General features: G+C 39.0%; 17 protein-coding genes and 1 pseudogene. 8 read left to right on the forward strand and 10 right to left on the reverse strand.

The features are described 5' to 3' along the window. Positions 1–341 precede the first annotated feature (341 nt). A pseudogene (locus tag AC1PJP_RS08480) lies at positions 342–912 on the reverse strand (TetR/AcrR family transcriptional regulator). 88 nt (positions 913–1,000) lie between these two features. On the opposite strand from AC1PJP_RS08480, the gene AC1PJP_RS08485 reads away from it, so the two are divergent. Continuing rightward, the gene (locus AC1PJP_RS08485) at positions 1,001–2,215 is read left to right on the forward strand and encodes an oxygenase MpaB family protein (protein WP_479766812.1); all 1,215 of its coding nucleotides are present in this window, start codon (positions 1,001–1,003) and stop codon (positions 2,213–2,215) included. A gap of 68 nt (positions 2,216–2,283) precedes the next feature. Here the strand turns inward: AC1PJP_RS08485 and AC1PJP_RS08490 are convergent, their stop codons facing one another. The 4 genes from AC1PJP_RS08490 to def all read right to left on the reverse strand — a co-directional run bounded on the left by AC1PJP_RS08490 (position 2,284) and on the right by def (position 5,731). Further along, on the reverse strand, positions 2,284–2,490 hold the full coding sequence (locus AC1PJP_RS08490) for a hypothetical protein (RefSeq protein ID WP_049838257.1): 207 nt from the start codon (positions 2,488–2,490) through the stop codon (positions 2,284–2,286). Between the two features lie 54 nt (positions 2,491–2,544). Next, a complete protein-coding gene (locus tag AC1PJP_RS08495) occupies positions 2,545–4,659 on the reverse strand; it encodes a TonB-dependent copper receptor (RefSeq protein WP_416685787.1) in 2,115 nt (704 codons plus the stop codon). Positions 4,660–4,731: 72 nt separating this feature from the next. Continuing rightward, complete coding sequence (locus tag AC1PJP_RS08500; protein WP_005309169.1) at positions 4,732–5,157, reverse strand: DUF2946 family protein; 426 nt, start codon at positions 5,155–5,157, stop codon at positions 4,732–4,734. 43 nt (positions 5,158–5,200) lie between these two features. Continuing rightward, a complete protein-coding gene (gene def / locus AC1PJP_RS08505) occupies positions 5,201–5,731 on the reverse strand; it encodes a peptide deformylase (protein ID WP_004795267.1) in 531 nt (176 codons plus the stop codon). Positions 5,732–5,853: 122 nt separating this feature from the next. Here def and AC1PJP_RS08510 point away from each other — a divergent pair, with 122 nt between their 5' ends. Genes AC1PJP_RS08510 through tsaC form a run of 3 tightly spaced genes read left to right on the forward strand, consistent with a single transcriptional unit; the run spans position 5,854 to position 8,781 of the window. Then, entirely contained in the window at positions 5,854–7,008 is a 1,155-nt protein-coding gene (locus AC1PJP_RS08510) for a LysM peptidoglycan-binding domain-containing protein (RefSeq protein ID WP_479766813.1), read from the forward strand. A 20-nt stretch (positions 7,009–7,028) separates the two neighbouring features. Further along, positions 7,029–8,162 carry a DNA-processing protein DprA gene (gene dprA, locus AC1PJP_RS08515; protein WP_198308394.1) on the forward strand — a complete coding sequence of 378 codons (1,134 nt, stop codon included), beginning with the start codon at positions 7,029–7,031 and terminating at the stop codon, positions 8,160–8,162. A gap of 49 nt (positions 8,163–8,211) precedes the next feature. After that, positions 8,212–8,781 carry an L-threonylcarbamoyladenylate synthase type 1 TsaC gene (gene tsaC, locus AC1PJP_RS08520; protein ID WP_013199176.1) on the forward strand — a complete coding sequence of 190 codons (570 nt, stop codon included), beginning with the start codon at positions 8,212–8,214 and terminating at the stop codon, positions 8,779–8,781. 391 nt (positions 8,782–9,172) lie between these two features. On the opposite strand, the gene AC1PJP_RS08525 is transcribed toward tsaC, so the two are convergent. Together AC1PJP_RS08525 and AC1PJP_RS08530 are read right to left on the reverse strand one after the other, a co-directional pair. After that, positions 9,173–10,093 carry a DMT family transporter gene (locus AC1PJP_RS08525; RefSeq protein WP_107882118.1) on the reverse strand — a complete coding sequence of 307 codons (921 nt, stop codon included), beginning with the start codon at positions 10,091–10,093 and terminating at the stop codon, positions 9,173–9,175. Between the two features lie 111 nt (positions 10,094–10,204). Next, complete coding sequence (locus tag AC1PJP_RS08530; protein ID WP_151767486.1) at positions 10,205–10,858, reverse strand: TetR/AcrR family transcriptional regulator; 654 nt, start codon at positions 10,856–10,858, stop codon at positions 10,205–10,207. A gap of 135 nt (positions 10,859–10,993) precedes the next feature. On the opposite strand from AC1PJP_RS08530, the gene AC1PJP_RS08535 reads away from it, so the two are divergent. The 4 genes from AC1PJP_RS08535 (at position 10,994) to AC1PJP_RS08550 (ending at position 14,401) form a co-directional block, all read left to right on the forward strand. Then, positions 10,994–12,208: an MFS transporter gene (locus AC1PJP_RS08535; RefSeq protein WP_198308392.1), complete on the forward strand. Its 1,215-nt coding sequence runs from the start codon at positions 10,994–10,996 to the stop codon at positions 12,206–12,208. A 21-nt stretch (positions 12,209–12,229) separates the two neighbouring features. Beyond that, positions 12,230–12,994, forward strand: coding sequence for an AraC family transcriptional regulator (locus AC1PJP_RS08540; protein ID WP_479766814.1), 765 nt, complete (start codon positions 12,230–12,232; stop codon positions 12,992–12,994). A gap of 121 nt (positions 12,995–13,115) precedes the next feature. Further along, the gene (locus AC1PJP_RS08545; protein ID WP_479766815.1) at positions 13,116–13,661 is read left to right on the forward strand and encodes a glutathione peroxidase; all 546 of its coding nucleotides are present in this window, start codon (positions 13,116–13,118) and stop codon (positions 13,659–13,661) included. 143 nt (positions 13,662–13,804) lie between these two features. Continuing rightward, positions 13,805–14,401: a hypothetical protein gene (locus AC1PJP_RS08550; RefSeq protein ID WP_479766816.1), complete on the forward strand. Its 597-nt coding sequence runs from the start codon at positions 13,805–13,807 to the stop codon at positions 14,399–14,401. A gap of 58 nt (positions 14,402–14,459) precedes the next feature. On the opposite strand, the gene AC1PJP_RS08555 is transcribed toward AC1PJP_RS08550, so the two are convergent. Genes AC1PJP_RS08555 through atpG form a run of 3 tightly spaced genes read right to left on the reverse strand, consistent with a single transcriptional unit; the run spans position 14,460 to position 17,191 of the window. Next, the gene (locus AC1PJP_RS08555; protein ID WP_004795288.1) at positions 14,460–14,879 is read right to left on the reverse strand and encodes a F0F1 ATP synthase subunit epsilon; all 420 of its coding nucleotides are present in this window, start codon (positions 14,877–14,879) and stop codon (positions 14,460–14,462) included. A 17-nt stretch (positions 14,880–14,896) separates the two neighbouring features. Continuing rightward, a complete protein-coding gene (atpD, locus tag AC1PJP_RS08560; protein WP_004795290.1) occupies positions 14,897–16,291 on the reverse strand; it encodes a F0F1 ATP synthase subunit beta in 1,395 nt (464 codons plus the stop codon). A gap of 30 nt (positions 16,292–16,321) precedes the next feature. Next, a complete protein-coding gene (atpG, locus tag AC1PJP_RS08565; RefSeq protein ID WP_002114131.1) occupies positions 16,322–17,191 on the reverse strand; it encodes a F0F1 ATP synthase subunit gamma in 870 nt (289 codons plus the stop codon). Between the last annotated feature and the right edge of the window lie 2 nt (positions 17,192–17,193).

Raw genomic sequence — 17,193 nt, forward strand, 5'->3', positions numbered from 1 at the left:
TTCCTGGTTCGTCACCAGCAAGCTAGGTCGGCTATATTACTCTTAATCTCTTAAAAGTCAACAGGTAATTTCGATATTTTTAAAACTTAATCTCAAAACCAACTTCTCATCAAATTCATCACTTAAAGTAACCAACTTAATCCCAAGTAACTGTTTTTCAACAAGTTATTATCTGCATCACCGCCGATGGATGTGCATTATAGAGGATTAACATCCCTTTGCAAGCGAAAATTAGAAACTTATGACTTGAGCGTTCACTTTTAAATCAACAATCAATATAACATATTGTTTTATATTAATAATTATTTTAATTATTTATTTTTGACCTAAATAAGCCAGTATCATGCTCGACAATTCGCGCTTAAGTTGTTGTTCTGATATAAGAAAATTGTTCTGACTCACATATCGCATCATCGTAAAAAGCGTACTATTAATAATTACAAAGGATTTATGCTTCACCTGTTCGAAGTCCCACTGATGAGGATTTCTACTAAATGTATATAGCCCTACTTCAAAAAAATGCTTTTCTAAAATCTGAGCAGCTTGCGAATGGCTATAGTCATGCCAATGTTTCAACACTTCTATAAAAAATCCATGATCGGCTTTTAATGCATTAAACCCTAGCTCTATCGCCAAGGGGATGAGCAGGTCTAAAGGAATATTTCCTTGCTGCATAACCAGCTCTTTAAGTTGATGTCCTAATAGTTCGCTTTTACGGCGTAATAGTTCTTCTATGATTTGATCTTTATTCTTAAAGTATTGGTAAATCGAACCTACACTTACTCCAGATTTCTCTGCAATTTTAGGAGTTGTGGTATGTAGTAATCCATATTGGGCAATACAGTGCTGTGTCGCCTCTAAAATATGGCCAACAATAATTTTTGAACGCTGTTGCTGTGGAGCTTTTCTCATCAGTTAGTTATTCGTTAAATGCGAATTGAATGCGAATAATTATTCATATTAGCCTATTTATTATTCAGTTCAATAAGTAAGTAACGATATGCAAACGATTAGCCCAACTCGACTTGCTTCTTTTAATGACATGCAAGACAGTAATTTCTTTACTCAGTTTTTAAATATCTGTTGCGAAAAACCAGCTCAGCCAAACTATACGGAATATGTGTCTTTACAACGTGCTCTTTGTGAAGGGGACGTTGAAATGGATAAGGTGATTGATTGGGTTATGCAAGATCCCAAAGGTCACCGAATGTTTTTTGAGAAGATATTATTTCAAGGCCGCGATGACCTATCTGAGCCGCTACCTACTGAGTTAGAAAATTTCTTTAATTACATTGAACAAAAGCCCGAATGGTTAGACAAGCGCCAAATTGATGAGGCTGTTAAATTTACTCATCGTTTAGGAGTAAATAATGGTTTTATCCTTAGAGATTTATCTTTAATGGCAGGATACTTATATCCGGGATTTAATCAGCCTCTAATTTTAACGGGCGCATTAAAGAAACAGGCGGGTACTCGTTTAGCAGAAACTACAAAATGGTGGGTTGATATTACTGAACCTCAGGGGCTTTCTCGTTTAAGCTCAGGTTTCACGTCAACGATCTATGTTCGCTTTATTCACGCACTTGTTCGTCGACAATTAAAAAAGTCTGATCGTTGGGATAGTGAAGTTTGGGGAATTCCACTTAATCAATTTGATTTAGCAATGACTAATTTAGCTTTTAGTAGTGTAGTTTTACTTGGTATTAGAGCTTTAGGTGTATGGCCAACGAAACAAGAAGCTAAGAGTTTTTTACATTTTTGGCGCTATGTTGGCTGGTTGATGGGTATTGATGAAAAATGGCTTATTCAATCTGAAACCGAAGGTTGGCGGTTACTTTACTGGATGCAGTTTGCTCACCCTCGCTCTGATCACAGCAGTGTTGAATTAGGATCAAGCTTATCTAAAGAGCCTTTTGAGAGAAAATATCTGCATTTACGCTCTTTGCAGCAAAAACTTGCTTACCACCAACATTTAGAACTTACCCAATTTTTTATTGGTAAGAAAAGAATGAAACTACTTGGATTGCCTCAGCAGTCCGCTTCATGGTTTGCTTATTATTTGATTGTGCGCAATTCACTACTTTATAGTGGTGCGAAGCTTTCACCAAAAGTTGAAAAGTTTTTATCCAAATCAGGTCGCAATATACAAAAGCTTGGCTTAACGCTTTATCAGAATCAAGGTAAGGCAAAAACCTTAGCAAGTATGCATCAATAATTTTTAAAACCTAAAAATAACAAAAGGAAGCCTGTTAACCAGACTTCCTTTTTCAAATATTAAGACGCTTATTGAGATGATGAACTATGCATTTCAGCGTGATTCATTTGCTCAGGTGTCTCCATCATTTGCTTATTTTTTTGACTTGGCATGTAGTCAGGCTCATTGTTGATCGCCAAATAAAAAATGATCATAAACAATAAGCTTAAGATACAAGCCACAATAAGTGACTTCCATCCCCACCACGATTGTTCAGGCGATAATTTATTTGTCATTTCATTTCTCTCATTCAATTAATATTTTCAGTTCATTTCATTCGCTATAGCTTATTAAAACTTCATACTCATACGAACCCAGTAATTTCTTCCGATATTGTTGAATTGCTCTTCACTCGCAAATCCAAAACCTGCACTACCTGCTTTGTTTAAGTGTTCGGTATAGGTTTTATCTAATACGTTATCAACACCAACAGAGACATCAATATCTTTACGAAGGTTGTAACTTCCGTTTAAAGAAAGAGTTGAAAAACCTTTACTTGGTTTGAGGTCATACCCCACGATGTTACCTTGATGTAGACTCACGCGGTTTTGCTCAGCAACAGCTCGCCACAACAGACCTAAATTATATTTGTCAGCTACATAGCGAATATTTAAGCGACCTTCTAAAGGTGAAATTTGAGGTAGTGGTTTGTCATCTGTAGTGTTTTTACCCCATGCATACATCGCACTCAAATCTGCCTGAATATGATCGGTAAATTGATATCCAATACCAGCTTCTGCACCAGCAATGGTTGCATCGACATTTTTGGCACCCGCAGTAATATCATGACTCATGTCATGCCCATCCATTCCCATACTTGGATGATGGTGGTAACTCATTAAAATGTAGTCATCTACTAAGCCTGCATAAGCAGAAGCCCATGTATTTAAAGCACCATGTTGCTGCTGGAAGCCCATATCCAACTGTAATGTTTTCTCAGGATTTACACCGTTAAAAGTATTGGTTGAGCCAGCATTACCGTGTTTAGGCGAGAAAAGCTCCCAATAATCAGGCATACGCTCTACATAACCTAAACCGATATAGCTTTTTAGGTCATGCTTAGGATGTTGGTTTTCCCAGCGGACAAATGCACTTGGTAATGTCTTTTCAAGTTTAGTGTTAAAACCTTGTGCTTGAGAGTCGGCACGTTCATCTTCAACTGTGACTCGATCTAAACGCACACCTGTGACCAGTTTGTTGAGATCGTTCCATTGATAACCAAGCTCACCAAAAGCACCGTATGATTGAAAACGCATATCTTGACGATATGGAACATTCATAGAAGGCATATTTGGCGATGACATGCTACCGCCATGTTTATTGAATTGAGAATCTACACCTGTAATCAAACTCCACTTATTCCATTCAGAAGTCATGGCCAAACGTGAGTTTAATGTACGGCGCGTTACCTGCATTGCCATCGCGTTCGGCATCAGCATGGTCATACCACCATGATTCATTTCAACTAATGGCGGAGTACGTAAGCTAAAGTTATCCATAATATGGTCGTTATAGCTGTAGTTCACCTGCCCTTCAATTTTCTTAATGACATCAGTGATATTTTTCTTTTCAAAACGCAATCCTAAGCTCTCACGCGCAAACTGAGAACCGTCCATTGAACGTCCAGCATAAAGCGATTCACCATCAGATTTCCCACCCGTGAGCTCGATCCAAGTGTCTTCGTCTGGAGTGAAGCCAAGTGCTACATCAGCATTCCACTTTTTCCATGCTGAAGGAACGGTATTGCCATCACCGTCTTGATAACTATTAGACTCTGAACGGTTGGCATTTAAACGAATATATTTCTTTTCATCGCCAATTGCCGCCTCAACGTTATGGTCAATACGTCCATATGAACCTAATAAGACACTTGCTTGTCCACGATAAGGTTTTTCAGAGGTGAGTTTCTCAGGCTGACGTTCAAAAAGGACTGTTGCAGCAGAACCTGTATTGGCATATTGAACAGTTTGGGGACCTTTAATGACAGAAATACGATCATAACTTTCTGGTGAGATATAAGAAGTTGGAGCATCCATACGGTTTGGACATGCACCTAGGTTTTCTGTTCCATCTGTCAAAATTTTGATGCGTGAACCAAACATGCCTCGGAAGGTCACATCACCATTTGTTCCACCGCTTTGTATTGAATTAAAACCCATAATACTTTGTAGATAGTCTGCCCCATCTGTAGCAGGTACTGGCTGAATTGGCTGCTTCGGGTCTGCATGTACAATCAAACCATTTGCATCGTTACCTTGTTGTGCTGTAACAACAATAGGTGCTAATGAGTGAAGTGTTTTGGTATCAGCATCATTTCTTTCTGAATCAGCAAAAACTAGACCCGAATGAGAGACAGCAAGCATCGCAACCCATAGAGGTTGTAATAAGAATTTAGAATGTGGCATTTTTATACGCTCTAAAACATAAATAAAGTGATATTGAAGTCAGTTAAGACCCCAACAAAAAATTGCTTTTATTTATGCAAATAGAGGCGGTGCACGCCCTTGAGGGAGTAGGAAAAGTCGCTGTAGCGCAAAGTAAACATGTCGAAATGCTTGTTGATAGGCAACTAAGCGGACTTGTATACGGACTAAAACTTCTTTCACACCAAATTCAGGTGGTAAAACCAGATTGGCATAGACGGTACAATATTGACACTGGTGATTTGCATCATGATGATCATGTTGCCCAGAAGCTTGTGCCTGTTCAATATGATGTTCATGATGTGAATGCATGGTATGTGACATGGTTTCCATTTGTGCTTTGGGTTTAAGCAAAGCACGAGTAATAGTTTCACAGACCGGAGCAATTTGATATTGCTTCGGTAATAGCGGCTGTAGAAATACCGCAACCTGTAAAAATACTGCTGCACATGCAAGCAGTAACCCACTACGAAAAACCAAAAATCACATCCACACTACATTAATGTTTCAAGAATAGAAATTTTTAACGTTTTACTGCAACTTTTTCACGCTCACGTTGACGAACAACTTTTTCGACTTTTTCTCGAGCACGTTGACGTTTAAGTGGCGACAAATAATCCACAAATAATTTGCCATTTAAGTGATCCATTTCATGTTGGATACAAACAGCGAGAAGTCCATCAGCTTCTATCTCAAATGCTTGACCTTCAAGGTTAATTGCCTCAATTTTCACACGTGACGGGCGCTCAACTTTATCGTATATTTGTGGCACCGATAGGCAGCCTTCTTCGTACTGCTGCTTATCTTCTGTCAGTGGAGTGATTTTGGGGTTAATAAAAACCAAGGGTTCATCTTTAGCTTCAGATAAATCTATAACGATTAACTGAATATGACGATCTACTTGTGAAGCTGCTAAACCAATACCGGGTGCGGCATACATGGTTTCAAGCATATCTGCTGCAAGTTGACGAATTTCATCAGTAACTTCTTCAACAGGCTTAGCAATGGTACGAAGACGGGGATCAGGAAAACTTAAAATAGGTAATAAGGCCATACTGACGTCCTCACTTATGCCATTGATTGAAAAACCAAATGAAGGAAATACTTCATCGAAAAATTGTGTGTTAGCCGTCTATTATAACGCATCTGCACGCATAATTTTTAGGAATTATCATAATGAAAAAGGTTTTTAACGGCATGGTTGAATTTCATGCTTTGGGGATAAAAAAGCATTTACTTGCTTTCGCACTTTTTACAGGGGTTGCAATGGGTACAGTAGCAGAGGTTCATGCTGCTAGTCCAAACCATAATCCACCCTCTCTAAAAAGTAATGCACCACATGTCTACGTTGTAAAACGCGGAGATACGCTGTGGGATATTTCCGGTCATTTCCTAAGTAAACCTTGGCGCTGGCCAGAAATCTGGGCAAATAATCAACATGTCAAAAATCCACACTGGATTTATCCTGGTGACCGATTGTTGTTATGCAGTTTAGCGGGTCGACCATTGATCGGTAAAGATGAGGGAGATGGTTGCGTTGGCATTATTCGTCGCTACACAGGCCAAATGACAAACTTGCAACCTCAAGTTCGTGTGGAATCGCTTAACGACAATGTGCCTGTTATTCCACTTGAACATATCAAACAGTGGTTAGAACACAGCACAATTTTGCCAGCCGATGCAATTGAACACACTCCTTATGTAGTGGGTACTGCTGATCAACGCGTGCTTGCGGCAAGAGGCCAAACCATTTATGCGCGTGGACAAGGTTTAGTTAATGGCCAACGTTATGCAGTCTACCGTGAAGGCGAACCTTATTATTTCACAGACAGTAAAGGTAAAAAGCATAGTCTAGGTATTGAACTACAACAAGTTGCCTCAGGGATTGCGATCTCTTCTGAAAAAGACATAACAACACTTGAGTTAACTGATAGCTACAATTCCGAAGTACGCCGTGGTGATCGGGTTATGCCGGAAGAAGAAGCAACATTACCTACTTTATTTTATCCAGTAGATGCCACTCAAGTTACAGATGCTGGCAAGATCATTCGTGTAATGGGTTCAATTGGCAGCGCTGCAAAAAATAGTGTGGTGACTTTGGACCGAGGTACAGCACAAGGGATTCAAGTAGGGCAAGTTTTTGATATTACTCAAAAGGGTGAGACTATTCGAGACCCTAAAACCAAAGAACCAATACAGTTACCCGGACAACAGATTGGTAGTCTGATGGTTTTCAGAACCTTTGATCAGCTTAGCTATGCCTACGTATTAGAAAGTGACCTACCTATTAAAGTTGGTTCAAGTATTCAGCCACCTCGTTTTGATGATTAACGCTGGATATACCCTTTACAATGCTTACTCAACTTTCTTCACACCATTACCACACGCTTAAAGTGTGGTATTTGGTGCAACACTCCTTAGTTAGCTTCAAAAAAATTGTCAATTATTTTGGTAGCTGTGAAAAAGCGGTCCAACCTGCTGGGTTATCTCAATGGCGCAATCTCGGGTTACATGCTAATCACTTAAAACGCGTAGATGAATTTCAAACTGCTCAGGGTCAAGCTCAGTTTGAAAAACTAATTGAGCAGATCCAGCAATATACTGACTTTATTTTAACGTCCGAAGACTCTGGCTATCCTACTCAATTACTACCTTATACAGACCATCCACCCATCATTTTTGGAAAAGGACAAGCTCAGGCTTTGTTACAGCCACAAATTGCGATTGTCGGTAGTCGAAAACCAAGCCCGCATGGTCGTCAGGTTGCTTATGATTTTGCCTATTACTTAAGTGAAAAAGGATTTTATGTAAGTAGTGGTTTGGCATATGGGATTGACGAAGCTGCTCACCAAGGAGCTTCAGCACATCAACGTACGATTGCTGTGACAGGGACCGGTTTAGACAGTACCTACCCTGCTCAAAATAAAAAACTTGCAGAACAGATCTTGGCTCAAAACGGCGCCATCATTACTGAGTTTTTGCCCGGTACGCCACCATTACAGCAACATTTTCCTCGTAGAAACCGAATTGTCAGTGGCCTGAGTTTAGGTGTTTTAGTGGTAGAAGCGACTTTAAAAAGTGGTTCTCTCATTACTGCGAACAAAGCTGCCGAGCAAGGTAAAACCGTATTTGCCATTCCTGGTCATATTTACAGTGAGTTTCATCAAGGCTGCCATCAACTTATTCGTGAGGGAGCCATTTTAGTCGATCATCCTGAACAAATTATTGAAGATCTTGCTTTACCTACTCAATGGCAAAGTCAGCAACAGAACTCAACTGAAGAGGTCGTGGTTTCTTGTGCCCCAGAAATTCCTGAGCACTTAATTAACCTTTATCAGTCTTTAGACTGGGTCGGACAAAATATTGACCAGCTTGTCATACACCACTCTCAACCTGTGGCAGAACTCACCTCTTCACTCATGGAACTAGAACTACTTGGTTTATGTATGCAACAATCAGGGCTGTATTTACGTTGTCGCTCTTAGTGCTGGAGCACAATAGCAATTCTGTTTGATTGAAAGGAAGAGTATTACCATGATTACCACCTCAGTTACCGAAGCAGCCGAATGTTTACAACAAGGTCAAGTTTTGGCATATCCAACTGAGGCAGTTTGGGGGTTAGGTTGCGACCCTTTTAATGAACAAGCTTTTCAAAAAATTCTTGAGTTAAAGCAAAGGCCTATTGAAAAGGGAGTGATTTTGTTAGCAGGTCATATTAGCCAAGTTGAGCACCTACTAACTTCTCTACCTCAAACAACCCAACAAGAAATTATTGATTGTTGGACGAATCATCAACCTTCTGAAAGAGCTACAACTTGGCTATTGCCTGCTGGCGAACACATTCCTTCTTGGATTAAAGGTGAACATCCACTTGTTGCTGTTCGAGTCACTACACATCCTTTGTGTGTGGCATTATGCAATGCTTTTCATGGTTTTATTGTCTCGACGAGTGCTAACCCAAGTGGGCAAGAACCTGCTCATTCACTACAAGATGCCTGCCAATACTTTGGTTCACAATTAAACTATCTCAATGGTGATTTAGGCCAAAGTCAGCAACCAAGTAGAATTATTAATGCTCTCACTGGAGAGATTATTCGCGCCTAATTTCAGACAAAAAAAAGCTCAGTTATATAGGGATAACTGAGCATAAAAAAGGATGGGTATATACCGCATCCAGAGGGTTTGGATATCTCTGCAACGAAAGATAATTTGCACAAAAAGCACGTCTTTCGTAGTGGTCGCTATTATGTAGTAAGAGATCAAATGAGAGAAATATATTATTTCTCTAAAAAAAGCATGAAAAGTGTAGGGAATTTACGAATTTTCACTTATAAATTAAAATTATATTAATATTTTTACTCGGCTTTTTTAATATTTATATTTCAATCTATTCTTATAAACTATTTATAAATCATATAGAAAAACTTTAACTAAGAAAAAAATGGCATATTTTCATCAGTTTTTTTAAAAATATGCCATAGTTTTTTTAACGACTTTAGTTTTGCTCTTGCATTAAGTCGCTCTTTTTAGGACTAACTTTTTTCTGAGCCATAATGATACCAATTAAGATAACAATCCCACCTATTGTGTGATAGATGGTCCATTGCTCAGATAACCAAATGCTTGCAATAACTGCTGTAAAAACAGGAACCAAGTTCATAAAAATACTTGTTCTATTGGGACCCAATTGTTGAACAGCCAACATCCAAACTAACGGTGCAATCAGTGAAGCAAATACACCTGCATAAATAGCACTTGGCGCATTTTGTGCATTTAAAGCATCTAATCCGAACCAAAAAATTAAAGGCAGATGAAATATTACAGAAAATCCGATCTGAACATATAAGCTTGTCATGATTGGAAGTGGAAGCTGCCATTTTTTAAGGAAAACCCCATAAAATGCATAGAAGAATACGGCAATAATCATCAATGCATCACCAAGATGCCCGCCTCCACTTAATAAGTGGCTAATATTCCCTTGGGACATGACATAAAGCAAACCTGCAAAAGATAAAATGCTGCCAAAAACTGCAAATCGATTAGGCACATCTTTTAAAATCGCAAGCGAAACAAAGATTGTAAAGATAGGAATAAATGCATTCACAATGCCCATATTGGTTGCACTGGTATAATGGGCAGCCGTATAAGCAAGCCCTTGATAAAGCACCATTCCAAATGCACTTAACACAGCCAGCTTAGGTAAATATGGTATTAATAATCGTCTTTGTCTCCAAACAGGTAAGAGCATAAACGGCGTTAAAATAATAAAAGCGATTAACCACCGATAAAAACTAATACTTACCGGAGAGATATAATCCGAGACATAGCGGGTGACTACAATGTTTAAAGACCAAATCAGTACTGCCAAAATGGGAAAAATAAATGCCCATTTGTGATATTTCATGACCTGACTCATAGTAATACACCATCTACAAAAGAGGTTTTATTTTGAAGAATGTCTTAATAAATTGAAATATCGTATTTCCGACATTGATATTGAACTTAGGACATCATCTTTTTCTAGAATCTAAAATAATGTCCAAGCTTTCACCGCATGACCTACCACTTTATGTAATTGCTCGCTACTCGCACCATCTCTTGCTTGAATAGTCAGCCCTTGAATGACAGTGGTATAAAAATCAGTCATTTCCTGTAAAGGTGCATGAGAAGATAAATCCCCTTGCTCCACACCTTGCTGAAGACGTTTTAATAATTTTTCTTTTGTCTTTATGCGCTTATCTAATAGATTTTGCTGTACATCTTGAGTTGCATCAGAGCAATTCATAGCAGCAACAACCACCATACAACCAGCTGGCTTATTCGGCTGAACCAGTCTTTTAACAATGTCATAAAGATATAACTCAACAGCAATTTTTGCAGTTTTTGCTTCTACAAATATAGTGTCAATCGGACATCCTTCATGAGCTAAATAGTAATCAACACATCTGTAAAATAGCCCTTCTTTGTCGCCGAAGGCACTGTACAAGCTAGGTGCTGTAATTTCCAAAGCTTGTGTTAAATCACTAATAGACGTTGCTTCATAACCATGCTCCCAAAACAGCAACATTGCTTTTTGCAAAACCTGTTGTTCATCAAAGCATTTAGGACGTCCACGCTTTTTTTTCAGCGCGTCTTCTGTAACAGCTAAATTCGTTTCATGCCTATTTGTCATAAAGATCACATCTATTTTTATAACAATCGTTATTAAATTAATTGACGTTCGATTTTTTATCAACTATTTTATTTTCATAATGATCGTTAGTTAATTAATAAATTGCCTTTCTTCACTCTAAATTTAGCCAAGTAAGGATTTCCTATGGACCAATCTTCTATTTCTAAAGCGCGACCCACGACCTCCCCTCAAGGGAGCTGGTTTGCCATTTTGGCCGTTGCGATTGCAGCGTTTGCATTAGTAACAAGTGAATTTTTACCTGTTGGTGTTTTAAATAGTGTTGCAACAGATTTAAATATTTCTGTCGGTACAGCAGGTCTTATTATTACTGTACCCGGCATTATGGCAGCAATTGCCGCCCCTCTATTACCTGTATCTGTGAAACAACTTGATCGGCGTTATGTACTCATTTTACTGACAGCGATTATGGTCATTGCCAATACCATTACTGCCTTTGCAGAAAACTTCCATATTTTATTGCTCAGTCGCTTAATTTTAGGTATTTCAATTGGTGGATTCTGGGCGACAGCAATTGCTTTAAGTGGGAAATTAGCTCCCTCGCATCTTCCTATTGCGAAAGCAACAGCTGTAGTGATGGCTGGTGTAACTTTTGCGACAGTTTTAGGGGTTCCGATTGGAACATGGTTAAGTGAATTTTATGGTTGGCGCAGTGCTTTTGGAATTACAGCAGGCATTGGCTTAGTTGTTTTAATCTTACAATTAATCTTTTTACCTAAACTTGTTCCAGACTCCGCAATTCATATAAGAGACTTACCAGCATTATTACGCACCCCTAAAGCACGTAGTGGTATGTTGATTGTTTTACTGATCGGACTTGCTCATTTTTGTGCCTATAGCTATTTAGCACCTTTCTTCAAAAATATTGCAGGATTCAACGGTACAACAATTAGTTCATTATTATTGCTCTATGGAATTGCAGGTATTTTCGGAAATGCGTTCGCAGGATATAGCGGCAATTTAAATGTCCGATATACACTTGCCTTTGTTAGCGCTTGCTTTGCAATTGTGTTTTTTGGATTCCCACTTTTTGCCATTCATGAATTTGGTGCTATTGTCTTAACAGCTTTATGGGGCTTCGCATTTGGCGCTTTCCCTACCTCAGCAAATATTTGGATGTTTGTGCATGCACCAAATGCAGTTGAAAAAGGTATGCCTCTTTTTGTAGGTATGTTTCAGGTGATGATTGCGACAGGTTCATTATTAGGTGGATATGTAGTTGATCATTTCAATGAAAATACTTTAATTTATGGTGTATTAAGCTTTGTTGCACTAGCATTACTGAGTACATTTACCTTAGCAAAAGGTTTAAATAATCCTAAAGCTACTTGTGAAAATTAAAATATTATTCAGAGTGCATCAATGAAAAATGAGGACCAACAATTTTCTTTATTGAACAGTATAGAAGTTCATGAATTTCTATACCAAAAAGAAGATATTGTTCGTCCTCATGCATCTCTCTGGGGAGATTTTAATTTCAGTTTGAATGGCATTTTAGAAATGCAAGTAGAGGAACAAATCTACTTATCTCCTCCAAGCTATGGGCTTTGGATTCCTCCTCAAACAGTTCATCAATCTACTCATATCGATCATGAAATTCACTATATCTGTATTCGACTACACCCTAGCCTCTGTTCTATTTTAGGTGACGTCTGTAAATGCTTTAGTATTCAGCCTTTCTTTCGAACCTTAGTTTTACAAATTCTCGAACAGCAAAAACAAACCGAAAAACCTGAATATCTAGAACATCTCTTACAAGTTTTATTCGATCAACTTAAACAAGCTCCTGCATATTCACATTATTTACCGCAAACGCGTCATCCTGTTTTATTGCCTATTCTAGAAAAACTCTCAGACCCATTACTTTTTAATCACTCTTTACAGCAGTTGCTACAAAATTTCTCGGTCAGTGATCGCCACTTATTACGTTTGAGTCAACAAGAGCTTCAGCTTTCCCTATCAGAATGGAGAAATCGAGCAAAAATTGTTTATGCCATTCATCAGATCCGCCAAGGGACATCCATTAAGCGTTTAGCTTATGATTTAGGTTATCAACATAGCTCAAGTTTTATCGAATTTTTTAAACGCTATACTGGGCAAACACCTATCCAAATGAGAAATAACTAAAATTCAGTTTATCTTTTAAAATCTTTTTCTTTTTAGAACACGAATATTATTGCACTACCCTTCAATAGCAGTTAAAACAAATGCGTTACTTGATATCAATTACAATCTTTAGGAAAGACTCATGACACAATCTGTATATCACATTCCAGTAAAAGCCATTTCAGGCGAAACGGTTGACCTCGAACAATACAAAGGGAAAGTTTTACTTATTGTAAATACTGCTTCTAAATGTGGCTTAACTCCACAATACGAAGGCTTAGAAAAGCTTTATCAAGCCAGGAAAGATCAAGGTCTTGAAATTTTAGGTTTCCCTGCAAACAACTTTAAGGAACAAGAACCAGGTTCTGATGAAGAAATTCAACAATTCTGTTCATTAAATTACGATGTTCACTTCCCTTTATTTTCTAAAGTATCTGTTGCAGGTGAAGACAAGCATCCACTGTATGCAACTTTGACATCAGCTCAACCAGAACGTACTGGTGAAGGACCTTTCCGTGAACGCTTAGAAGGTTTAGGTATTCCAACTAATCCAGCTCCAGAAGTTTTATGGAACTTCGAAAAATTCTTAATTAATAAAAATGGCGAAGTAGTGGCTCGTTTTGCTCCAAACCTAACTGCGGATGATGAACAAATTGTTAAAGCAGTTGAAGCAGAGTTAGCAAAATAACGTTTTTAAAAACGTGAAAAAGAGCGTTTTCTACGCTCTTTTTTATTATCTGCTCAAAGTGTTGTTTGTTTGCAAAAATACAATCTTTCTCCATATTTTATGCCTATAGTACCTATTTGCTTTATTTGATGTTGTTTGTAGTTATGAAAAAAGTTTTACAGGGTGCATTTCTTCCTTTTGTAATTTTTGCCTCAGGCATGCTTTTACTCGGGTGTGATCAAGCACGAGATCATGCTACTGAACAAGAAAATACTGAAATAAGTGAACAGGCATCGGATCAAGCTATTGAACGACAAGAATCAGATATTGCTCCTAGCAAAACTGAACTCAAAAGCGGCAATATTTTTTATATGGTCCGAGATGCTGCTAATTTACAGCTTAAAGCTGGAGATTATGTTGAACAGCTTAAAGACACTCAACTTGACGTTGAACAAGCAATTCAAGATAAGAATCAAAGTGAATTAAAAACAACTGTTTCAACTTTAAAACAGCAATTACAAGGTTTAAATCAAGCTCTTCTCACCTTAGATGTCAAAAGTCAGGAAATTGAGAATATTCGCCAAAGTTTATTACATGCCAATCAACAAGCTCTTAGTATGCCGTTATTAAATGGGAAATTAGATCAAATCAATTTTGACCAAATTGAAAAACAGCTAAATACTATTCAAATGGATATGGTTAAGTTAGCCGCCATGATTATGGCTGGAGATGAAAAATCAGACTCAAAAACTGAATCTTAAAAAATTAACTTATAAAAAAAGCCACCTTACGGTGGCTTTTTCAATCTCGAACCGCGTCTTATTGAGCGCGGTTTTTGATTTTACGGATTGTTTCAAGCTGGCCTGAGATCTCTGATAGAGATGCCAAAGCAGCAGCTGAGTCCAAATCACTCTTTTGGTTCGCAAGCAATTGTTCAGCATTTTTACGTGCTTCTAAAATTGCAGCTTCATCCAAATTGTCTGCACGGATTGCAGTATCTGCAAGAACCGTTACAACATGAGGTTGAACTTCTAAAACACCGCCTGATACATAGACGATTTCTTCTGTACCATTTTCCAACTGAACACGAATCGGGCCCGGTTGAAGCAAGGTTACGAGTGGAGCGTGTCCTGGCAAAATACCAAGCTCACCACCAGCACCTTTCGCGATTAACATCGTCACTGCGCCAGAGTAAATAGACTCTTTAACACTTACGACATCACATTGCATAGTCGCCATGAGATGATCTCCTTAAATTAGAGTTTCTCAGCTTTAGCAATCACTTCGTCAATACCACCAACCATATAGAACGCTTGTTCTGGGATGTGATCGTATTCACCAGCTAATAGACCTTTAAAGCCACGAATCGTTTCTTTAAGTGGTACTAATTTACCAGGAGCACCAGTAAACACTTCAGCTACGTGGAATGGTTGAGAGAAGAAACGTTGGATTTTACGCGCACGGTAAACAACCAATTTATCTTCTTCAGCTAACTCATCCATACCCAAGATTGCGATAATGTCTTTAAGCTCTTTATAACGTTGCAATACGTTCTGTACAGAACGAGCAATTTCATAATGCTCTTGACCAACAACTAATGGGTCTAACTGACGTGAAGTTGAGTCAAGTGGATCGATCGCTGGATAGATACCAGAAGATGCGATGTCACGGCTCAATACTACTGTTGCATCTAAGTGAGCAAATGTAGTTGCAGGCGATGGATCTGTTAAGTCATCGGCAGGTACATATACTGCTTGGATCGATGTGATCGAACCAGATTTAGTAGATGTAATACGCTCTTGAAGAACACCCATTTCTTCTGCAAGTGTAGGTTGGTAACCTACCGCAGATGGCATACGACCTAACAATGCTGATACTTCAGTACCTGCAAGTGTATAACGGTAGATGTTGTCGACGAATAATAATACGTCACGACCTTTACCATTTTCATCTTTTTGATCACGGAAGTATTCAGCCATAGTCAAACCAGTTAACGCTACGCGTAAACGGTTACCTGGTGGCTCGTTCATCTGACCGTAGACCATTGCTACTTTGTCAAGAACGTTAGAATCTTTCATTTCGTGATAGAAGTCGTTACCTTCACGAGTACGCTCACCAACACCAGCAAACACAGATAAACCTGAGTGAGCTTTCGCGATGTTGTTGATCAACTCCATCATGTTAACGGTTTTACCAACACCCGCACCACCGAATAAACCAACTTTACCACCTTTTGCAAACGGGCAAAGTAAGTCAATTACTTTAATACCAGTTTCTAAAAGATCAGTAGAAGCTGCTTGTTCAGCATAAGAAGGTGCTTCACGGTGAATTGGCAAACGCTCTTCAGTCGCAACAGGACCTGCTTCATCAATTGGGCGACCCAAAACGTCCATGATACGACCAAGCGTAGCTGGACCCACTGGAACAGAAATCGGTGCATTTGTGCTGGTTACGTTAAGGCCACGTTTAAGACCTTCTGTAGAACCCATTGCGATGGTACGAACAACACCATCGCCAAGCTGTTGCTGAACTTCTAATGTAGTTTCAGTACCGTCAACTTGGAGAGCGTCATAGATCTTAGGAACGCTATTGCGCTCAAACTCGACGTCGATAACCGCGCCGATGATCTGAATGATACGACCGCTACTCATTGCTGTCTCCTCAATTCAAACTTAATAATGTTAAACGGCAGCGGCACCGCCAACGATCTCGGAAATTTCCTGAGTAATCGCGGCTTGACGCAGCTTGTTGTAAATGAGTTGTAGGTCTTTAATCAGTTGTCCTGCGTTGTCTGTCGCTGCTTTCATCGCGACCATACGAGCTGACTGCTCACATGCAACGTTTTCAATCACACCTTGATAAACCATAGACTCGATATAGCGAACCAACAAACCATTTAACAATTCTTCTGCTTCTGGTTCGTAGATATAGTCCCAACCATAAGTACGGTTGAGATCATCGCCTTCTTCTGCTGGTGCTAAAGGAACAAGTTGTTCTACTTTAGGCTGCTGAGTCATTGCATTAACGAAGCCATTTGATACGAGGTAGATACGATCTAATTCGCCCTTATCAAATGCATCAAGCATAACTTGTACTGAGCCAGTTAACTGTTCCAAACTCGGCGCATCGCCAAGTTGGGTAGTTGCACCAAGCACTTTACCGCCGTAATTCTTAAAAAACGAAACCGCTTTTTGACCAATTAAAGCAAATTCAACTTCAATTGACTGCTGTTGTTGTGCTTTGACATGCTGCACAACTTTCTTGAACAAGTTAATGTTCAAGCCACCTGCCAAACCACGATCTGAAGACACTACGATATAGCCAACGCGCTTAACTGGGCGATCAACCATATAACGGTGTTTATATTCAGGGTTTGCTTGGACCAAGTGAGCAATTACACGGCGCATATTATCGGCATACGGACGGCCCTGAGCCATGCGCTCTTGCGCACGACGCATTTTAGAAGCAGCTACCATTTGCATCGCGCGAGTAATCTTTTGCGTGCTCTTGATACTAGCTACTTTGGCGCGAATTTCTTTTAAATTTGCCATAC

The organism is Acinetobacter sp. V116_7, assembly GCF_056735735.1.

What these genes read in the sequence shown, in the direction of transcription:
- AC1PJP_RS08485 (WP_479766812.1), top strand. Translation starts at nt 1,001, where the DNA reads ATGCAAACGATTAGCCCAACTCGACTTGCTTCTTTTAATGACATGCAA.
- AC1PJP_RS08490 (WP_049838257.1), bottom strand. Translation starts at nt 2,490, where the DNA reads ATGACAAATAAATTATCGCCTGAACAATCGTGGTGGGGATGGAAGTCA.
- AC1PJP_RS08495 (WP_416685787.1), bottom strand. Translation starts at nt 4,659, where the DNA reads ATGCCACATTCTAAATTCTTATTACAACCTCTATGGGTTGCGATGCTT.
- def (WP_004795267.1), bottom strand. Translation starts at nt 5,731, where the DNA reads ATGGCCTTATTACCTATTTTAAGTTTTCCTGATCCCCGTCTTCGTACC.
- AC1PJP_RS08510 (WP_479766813.1), top strand. Translation starts at nt 5,854, where the DNA reads ATGAAAAAGGTTTTTAACGGCATGGTTGAATTTCATGCTTTGGGGATA.
- dprA (WP_198308394.1), top strand. Translation starts at nt 7,029, where the DNA reads ATGCTTACTCAACTTTCTTCACACCATTACCACACGCTTAAAGTGTGG.
- tsaC (WP_013199176.1), top strand. Translation starts at nt 8,212, where the DNA reads ATGATTACCACCTCAGTTACCGAAGCAGCCGAATGTTTACAACAAGGT.
- AC1PJP_RS08525 (WP_107882118.1), bottom strand. Translation starts at nt 10,093, where the DNA reads ATGAGTCAGGTCATGAAATATCACAAATGGGCATTTATTTTTCCCATT.
- AC1PJP_RS08535 (WP_198308392.1), top strand. Translation starts at nt 10,994, where the DNA reads ATGGACCAATCTTCTATTTCTAAAGCGCGACCCACGACCTCCCCTCAA.
- AC1PJP_RS08540 (WP_479766814.1), top strand. Translation starts at nt 12,230, where the DNA reads ATGAAAAATGAGGACCAACAATTTTCTTTATTGAACAGTATAGAAGTT.
- AC1PJP_RS08545 (WP_479766815.1), top strand. Translation starts at nt 13,116, where the DNA reads ATGACACAATCTGTATATCACATTCCAGTAAAAGCCATTTCAGGCGAA.
- AC1PJP_RS08550 (WP_479766816.1), top strand. Translation starts at nt 13,805, where the DNA reads ATGAAAAAAGTTTTACAGGGTGCATTTCTTCCTTTTGTAATTTTTGCC.
- AC1PJP_RS08555 (WP_004795288.1), bottom strand. Translation starts at nt 14,879, where the DNA reads ATGGCGACTATGCAATGTGATGTCGTAAGTGTTAAAGAGTCTATTTAC.
- atpD (WP_004795290.1), bottom strand. Translation starts at nt 16,291, where the DNA reads ATGAGTAGCGGTCGTATCATTCAGATCATCGGCGCGGTTATCGACGTC.
- atpG (WP_002114131.1), bottom strand. Translation starts at nt 17,191, where the DNA reads ATGGCAAATTTAAAAGAAATTCGCGCCAAAGTAGCTAGTATCAAGAGC.